At 61.1% G+C, this 7253-nt stretch carries 7 protein-coding genes; 4 read left to right on the plus strand and 3 right to left on the minus strand.

Annotated features, from left to right (window positions below; all coding sequences use genetic code 11):
• Positions 1–627 (plus strand): bifunctional ornithine acetyltransferase/N-acetylglutamate synthase (locus tag VIH17_00520; GenBank protein ID HEY4681715.1); only part of this gene is annotated, 627 nt, incomplete at its 5' end.
• A gap of 117 nt (positions 628–744) precedes the next feature.
• Here VIH17_00520 and purE read toward each other — a convergent pair.
• The 3 genes from purE to VIH17_00535 all read right to left on the minus strand — a co-directional run bounded on the left by purE (position 745) and on the right by VIH17_00535 (position 3544).
• The gene (purE, locus tag VIH17_00525) at positions 745–1227 is read right to left on the minus strand and encodes a 5-(carboxyamino)imidazole ribonucleotide mutase (protein HEY4681716.1); all 483 of its coding nucleotides are present in this window, start codon (positions 1225–1227) and stop codon (positions 745–747) included.
• Positions 1228–1507: 280 nt separating this feature from the next.
• Positions 1508–2812, minus strand: a complete 1305-nt coding sequence (purD, locus tag VIH17_00530; GenBank protein ID HEY4681717.1) for a phosphoribosylamine--glycine ligase — start codon at positions 2810–2812, stop codon at positions 1508–1510.
• 216 nt (positions 2813–3028) lie between these two features.
• Complete coding sequence (locus VIH17_00535; GenBank protein HEY4681718.1) at positions 3029–3544, minus strand: type VI secretion system tube protein Hcp; 516 nt, start codon at positions 3542–3544, stop codon at positions 3029–3031.
• 432 nt (positions 3545–3976) lie between these two features.
• Here VIH17_00535 and VIH17_00540 point away from each other — a divergent pair, with 432 nt between their 5' ends.
• The 3 genes from VIH17_00540 to VIH17_00550 all read left to right on the plus strand — a co-directional run.
• Entirely contained in the window at positions 3977–4687 is a 711-nt protein-coding gene (locus VIH17_00540) for a lipid-binding SYLF domain-containing protein (GenBank protein HEY4681719.1), read from the plus strand.
• A gap of 312 nt (positions 4688–4999) precedes the next feature.
• Positions 5000–5785 carry a CPBP family intramembrane glutamic endopeptidase gene (locus VIH17_00545; GenBank protein HEY4681720.1) on the plus strand — a complete coding sequence of 262 codons (786 nt, stop codon included), beginning with the start codon at positions 5000–5002 and terminating at the stop codon, positions 5783–5785.
• Positions 5786–6417: 632 nt separating this feature from the next.
• A partial coding sequence (locus tag VIH17_00550; protein HEY4681721.1) for a carboxypeptidase regulatory-like domain-containing protein occupies positions 6418–7253 on the plus strand: 836 nt, incomplete at its 3' end.

Here is a 7253-nt window from a genome sequence, read left to right on the forward strand (position 1 = left end):
GGGCTCCGCCAGGCGCTTCGCCAGGCCTGCGACGCCTCCTTCCATCGCATCGCCGTGGATGGCGACACTTCCACAAACGACTCCGTCTTTCTGCTGGCCAATGGCGCGGCTTGCCCCGTTCCGCACGGAACCGGGGCTTGCCCGCGGCAACTGGCAACGGGCTCGCCGGAGGGGCGCGAATTTTCTTTCGCGCTTACGGAGGTAGCCACTACGCTCGCCAAAATGATCGTGCGCGATGGCGAGGGGGCAACGCGGCTGGTCGAAATCTCGGTGCGAGAAGCAGCCAGCCGAAAGGCGGCCGAGGCCATCGCCCGAAAAATAGCTTGCTCACCGCTGGTCAAAACCGCTCTGGCGGGCGCCGATCCGAACTGGGGTCGAATCCTCGCTGCCGCCGGGATGGCCTGGGAGAAGATCAACCCCGACCGCGCCAGGATTTGGATGGCCGGTACGAAAGTGTTTGATCGCGGCCGCGCCGTGCCCTTCCGCGAACGCGACCTTCACCGGAAACTGAACAAGCCTGAAGTTTCCATCGTCCTTGCGCTCGGGATGGGAAATTCCCAAACCACGTTCTGGACCTGCGACCTGACCCACGAATACATCCGCATCAACTCGAGCTACCGGACGTAGGCGGTATTTGATAACCCCGCACGCGGCGCGGTCTTTGTGAGGTGTAGGGGCGGTTCGCGAACCGCCCCTACGATAGTAGGTATATGCCCAGGCCATCTAGCCAACGCGCGGCGGGATCTATTCCGACTGCAATTGTTTCTTGACGCGTTCGGAGCGCTCGGCGACGGTGCGTTCGAGCTCCTCTTTGTGCCGGATGAGCTTGGCGGAGTATTCGGGCTGGGCGGTAGCGATGATTTCGGTAGCGAAGATAGCGGCATTGATGGCGCCGGGCTTGTCAATGGCCATGACCGCCACCGGCACCCCGCCGGGCATCTGGACGGTGGAAAGCAAAGCGTCCATGCCGGAGAGCACCGTGGCAGCAATGGGCACAGCAATCACTGGCAAGGTGGTCTCGGCGGCGATGATGCCGGCGAGGTGCGAAGCGCCGCCGGCGCCGACAATCAGCACCTTGAGACCGCGCGCAGCGGCCGTGCAAGCGTATTCATGCGTGCGGTTGGGCGAGCGGTGGGCCGAGGTGACTTCCACTTCATAAGGCACGCCAAACTTATCGAGCGTTTTGACGGTCTCGCTCATCACCGGCAGATCGGAGTCCGAACCCATCAAAATGCCAACCAGGGGGGGTTTTGATGGATCTCTGGCAGTCATGATCGTTAGCTGTCTTGAGCTCATTCCGGGGCGGTCTAAAGACCGGCCCCTACAGTTTCTCCCCCAGACAGGTGCCCTTCGGCTCCACTCAGGGCAGGCCTGGGGGCTCGGCGCCCGGGAACGTTTTTCAGGAGCTGGCCGCCGGCCCAGCCGTATCCCATTGTGACGTTGTAGGGGCAAGCTTCAGCTTGCCCTGATTCCGGGGCCGTCTGAAATCGAGCCCCTACAGAAAAGTTCAAGCCACGAAGCCTCGGGGCAAGCCGCGAGCCCCGAACTTGTCGGGGCGGGCGCCGATGTCGCGGCGATAATGCATGCCGTCAAAACGGATGCGGCTGACGGCCTGATAGCACAGTTCGATGGCCGTGCGCAACTCGCCGGCGCGCGCCGTCACGCCCAGCACGCGCCCGCCGGAGGTTACCAGCTTGCCCTCGACCTCTTTCGTGCCAGCGTGAAAAACTTTAATACCCGCCAAGCCCTCGGCCGCCGCCAGGCCTTCAATGACCTTGCCGGTCTCAGCCTCGCCCGGATAACCCTTCGACGCGAGGACGACACAAACACTCGAACCCTCCCACCACGGCATGCGCGCCTCGAGCAACCGCCCGGCAAGCAGTTTTTCCAAGACGTCCACAAGATCGAAATCCATGCGCAAGACCTGCGGCTGCATCTCCGGGTCGCCCGGGCGGCAATTGAATTCCAGCACTCGCGGGCCCTGCTTGGTGAGCATCAGCCCAAAATAGAGGAATCCCTGATAGGGTCGCCCTTCAAGCGCCATGCCCTGGATGGTGGGCGCCACAATTGTCTGGAGAATCTCTTTTTGCAGCTCAGGGGCGATGATGCTGTCGTCGCAGTAGGCGCCCATGCCGCCGGTGTTGGGCCCCTGATCGCCGTCGAAGACCGGCTTGTGGTCGCGCGTCGAAGCGAGCGGCTGGACGCTTTTGCCATCGGTGAGAACGATGAAAGACAATTCTTCGCCTTCGAGATGTTCCTCGATCACGATGCGGTCGCCGGCCGCGCCGAAGACGTGCTGCTCCATGATGCGCTCAACGGTCGCGGTCGCCTCGTCCGCGGTATGGGCGATAATGACGCCCTTGCCGGAAGCAAGACCATCAGCCTTCAGCACAACCGGGAATTCAAAGCTGCACAACGCGGCGTAGGCATCTTGCGAAGAATCGCAGACGGCAAAGAAGGCGGTAGGAATCTTATGCCGCTCAAGGAACCGCTTGGCAAAAACCTTGCTGCCCTCGAGTTCGGCCGCGGCTCGGGTGGGGCCGATGATGGCCAGCCGGCGGCGGTGGAACTCGTCGGCGATACCCAGCGTGAGCGGCAGCTCCGGGCCGACGACGGTAAGGTCTGCTTTTAGCCGATCGGCGAGATTGGCAAGCCCGTTGATGTCCCGGACGTCGCCCGCCAGGCACTCGGCATCGCGGGCGATGCCGGCATTGCCGGGGACGCAGTAGAGTTCACGGACGCGCTGGCTCTGGCGAAGTCTCCACACCAGGGCATGCTCGCGCCCCCCGGAACCGATGACCAGGACCTTCAACCCACCCTCCGTACGCCCACATTCGCCGCGCCCACATTCAGAGGCGCAGAAGGAGTGCCGGGCCAAAGCCCGATACTCCTGTTGTGGACCCTTCTGGGTGAACTCTGGCCATTCTACAGCAAGGCTGGACCAGGAGGGTAGGAGAACAGGTTTTGGCACACGGACTGTAGGGGCGTACGGCCATACCCCCCTACTCGTTGCACCAGGAAAAGGCGATCAGCGTTCCATCGGAGTCCGCGGCGTCATCCCCTTCGGCCCTCGAATCTGCGTCCATTCGATCTTGGAGTAGTTGAAGGAGACCTGTTCCATCGGAACGTCGCCGGCGACGGGCTTGATCGAGGTGATGAAGCAGTCCTTCAGGACGTATCGCATGTAAGGCTGTTGATCGCCACCGGCGCGGCGCAAGGTCAACGTGACGGTGGGGAAATGCTGTTTGGAAGCCAGGGCCTGAGCCAGCTTGGGGCTTGCCTTGTCGAGCGGCTTGGTAATGATAAACGGCTTTGTCGGGTCGCCGAGCATCGTGCCCTCGCGACCCTGCGCTGTAACCGCTTGGGACATCCCCCAGCTCCATGACTCCACTTCAATCTGGCCTTCGAATCCCTTGGCTGTTGACTCGCCTGGAATCCCTTCGATCTTCAGATAGAAATCGACAGCGGCCGTGAACGCCATCCCGACGAACAAAGCCAGTGTCGCTAGCAAACCAACTGCTCGAAAGCCCGCCTTTTTCGTCATCCCAGCTCCTCCTCCTGCATAGAAATTAAGTCCCCGCCGTAGCCCCATCCATCCGCGTCAAACAACATATCACATTGAGGCCACTCTTTCATGCGATCAGGTCTTGCTAACCCACACGTGGCACCCACGCGACTGGGGTGACGACGATGTAAATCGAGTGGCGCTGATTCTACTGCCGCGGCAATATCAAATCAACGAAAGTCAGAGCCGGCTTGGCGCCACGCGATTCTGGGTTGCAGCCAAACAGGGAAAACCCGTCGTACCCAGGCAACCTATTGACTGCGCTGAGGCTCGTACCATTGACAGCGGTCGCGCCCAGCGACCAAGATACAAGGTTGTCGCGGTATCTCGCTGCCCACTTCGAAACCCGCCCAGCCCGGGTAGAGTCGCACCGAGAAGTGAGAACCGGGCAAAGAACTTGAGGAGTCAGCGATGAAAATTTTGGTGGCTTGTACGTTGATGGTGGCGCTCCTGATCTCGCTCTGCGGGACGGCTTTCGCCGGGGTCAGCACCAAGGAGCGTAATCGGCTTATCCGTTCCGGGCAGGTCCTGGAGGAGATGATTAACACTCCCGACAAGAACATCCCCAAGGGCATGCTCGACCACGCGAGATGTGTGGCGGTTGTGCCCTCGCTCAAAAAAGCCGGCCTCGGATTTGGTGGCCGCTACGGTCATGGCTTCGTGAGCTGTCGGAACGCTGGGACAGGCCCCTGGGGTCCGGTGTCGTCGTTCAAGATTGTCGGAGGCAGCTTTGGGCTTCAGATTGGCGGGGCAGCGGTCGATGTGGTCCTCCTGTTTGTGAACCAGCGGGGCGTGGAAAAGCTGCTCAAGAACCAGTTTGCGCTGGGTGGCGACGCCTCGGTCGCCGTCGGACCGGTCGGCCGGGCGGCGACGGCTGAAACCGATGTGCAGTTGCGCTCGGAAATCTATGCCTACTCGCGCTCTCGCGGGCTATTCGGCGGAATCTCGCTCAATGGCGCGCGCATGTACCAGGATGCCGACGTCAACCGCGACCTCTACGGCCGCGATATTACTTCGCAGGACATCCTGATTACGCCGAAGGTGGGCATTCCCGCCGAGGCGCAGCCGCTCGTCGGCGTGCTTAACAAATATTCGCCCAAAGCGCCCTACGTCAAAAAGTAGCCGCGTTCGGGGCGATGCGCCCTCACGGCACGGCTCGGGCAAGGCGATCCGCAGCCGACGAATCTCCCCTTTGAGCAACAGGGCCTGAGCCCCACCGTGGCGCCGCCGCCGCATCACTTTTCCATTACGCTTGTCGGCCTTGAGCCCTATCCCGAAGCTTCCGGATGATTGGGGTGAAAGGCTTTGACCATCGGGCGGCTTGCCGCTACCATGCTGGCCGGTCCGCCTGAAAAGGAGCACCGGGCTTGACCCGGTGCCCATGTTGAGTTGGAGCTCGACAGTCCTAGCGGACTTCTCTCGCCTCATCTCCGTATGGATGCATCCGCATTGCGCTACTGGGATCTCTGGCTGATCCTTCTCCTGCTGGCCACGGTCGTGCCCTGGCGCGGCTATCAGCGCGTCAAGAAGCTGCTTGCCCTGGATGTGATTTCCTCCGCCGATCGTATGACCATCTACGGCTCAACGATTTTGTTTCAATGGCTGCTGGCGGGCGTAGCGTTCTGGCGTGCCCGCGCGCACGACATTTCTCTGAAGCAACTGGGCCTGGCCATGCCGTCACCGGTCCCGCTTGCGGGACTGCTCGCAATCGCCGCGGCGCTGAGTCTTGTCCTGCTGGCGGTCCAGGCCAGGAGTATGCGCACGCTGGCCCGTCTGCCTGTGGAAAAGCAGGGCCGGATGGGCGTTTTTCTGCGCAAGCTGATGCCGCCCGCCGCGGCGGGCGCAGCCGAGCGGACGCTTTTTGCCGGAGTAGCCCTGACCGCCGGCATCTGCGAGGAATTTCTTTTTCGTGGCTTTGCCATCACCGCCTTGACAAGCTTGCTGCTGCTGGCCCCGATCCCAGCGGGGCTGCTCCCGTGGTGGGGTGGCACTTCTTTCCAAGCTTTGGCCTGGGCAAGCGCCCTGCTCGCATCGGCTATTTTTGGCGCAAGCCACGCCTACCAGGGCGTTGCCGGCGCCCTTTCTACTTTCGTGGTCGGATTGGTTTTCAGCCTCGTCTATCTGGCAACAGGCAGCCTATTCCCGACCGTAGCGGCCCACGCGGCGGTGGATTTCGTGGGAGGCATCTGGACGCATCGCGTGCTGGCGCGGGGCGGCTAGTGTCTTGTCTCAGAAGTTCGTTGAATAATCCTCAGGTGGCCAGCCCGTGGGCGTGGAGCGCAGGTTCACGCTGAACGGGTTCACCGTGAACGGGAGCTCGCTCCCGCTGTTGCGTCCGGAGACTTGCCTCCACGCCGTCCCTCGCTTGGAGCAGGAGGAAGCGTCTGCTCCGGGAAAGCGGCGGCATCCCTCGACTGGCTCGGGACAAGAGCCGCCGCACTCCACAATGCTTCGGCTTATACAGATGGCCATGAAAGGCTCACCGATCCATCACGCGACCAAAATGGGCCGGCTTTCTGGAAAGCGTACCGGAACTTCGATTGTTCCCCCCAGTACAACAACGCTGCCCTACAGCTTTTTGTAAGCTTGTCCGGCGGCCTGTGAAATCTCATAGGTTTTGTCCTTCTTAACGCCTTCGGCCGCTGGTAGTATGGATACAAGTATCAGAAAACAGACCACATAGCCAACGCGACAAATTGACGAAAAGCTGGTATAGCAATTGCAGGCAATTTCTCGACTGTTGATCCGGTCGGTTTGTCTCTAGTTCTGTATCTTTATCGCTCACATGTGTCCAGAAAAGGTCACCTAAAGGCTCGTTCTGACATGCTTTGGAACGCACCAAGGAGGAAAATATGGCAAAGCGCAGCCTAGGACGACTTCTCTTGCTGGTCGCGCTCGGCGCGGTGGCGTGCCTCGTCGAGATGGATTCGGCTTACGCGCAGGTGGTCGGCGGCTCGATCACCGGCGTGGTGGAAGATCCCACCGGTGCCGTGGTGGTCGCCGCCAAGGTCACTGCTACCGACCAGAGCACAAACGCCACGCAAGAAACCAAAACGGACGAACGCGGGGTTTTCGCATTCACCAACCTCCGCTTTGGACGCTATCAGGTTACCGCTGAACTATCGGGCTTTCGTCGGCTGGTATTGTCCAACGTGGTGGTGGAAGTGGGTCAGGTGGCGCGGTTAACCATGCGCCTGGAGCTGGGAGACATCTCCCAACAGGTCGTTGTGGCCGAGACCATTCAAACCCTGGTCAACACGGAGACGGCCGAACTCAAAACGACCGTGGACCGTCGCCAGATCCTGGATCTGCCTCTGCCCACACGCAACCCGATTGACCTGGCTCGTCTCATGCCCGGCGTAACCACGCCCGCCGAAAGTAGCACGTCGTTTGTCCACGGCTTGCGCGGGAACGCCACCAACATCTTGCAGGACGGGATCAACGTCGCCGACAACTTTGTCAAGACCAGCGCCTTTTTTGCCATCAGCGCGCCCACGGTGGAAAACACAGGCGAATTTACGGTTTCGGTCGGGACGCTGGGCTCTGACTCTGGTTTTGGCGCGGCCCAGGTGAGTATCGTTACCCCTCGCGGCCAGAATGCTTTTCATGGCAGCACCTTCTGGTTCCACCGCAATGACATCCTGAACGCCAACGACTTTTTTGCCAACCTGCGTGGCGACCCCAAGCC

Source organism: Candidatus Acidiferrales bacterium, from assembly GCA_036514995.1.
In the GTDB taxonomy this organism is placed as follows: domain Bacteria; phylum Acidobacteriota; class Terriglobia; order Acidiferrales; family DATBWB01; genus DATBWB01.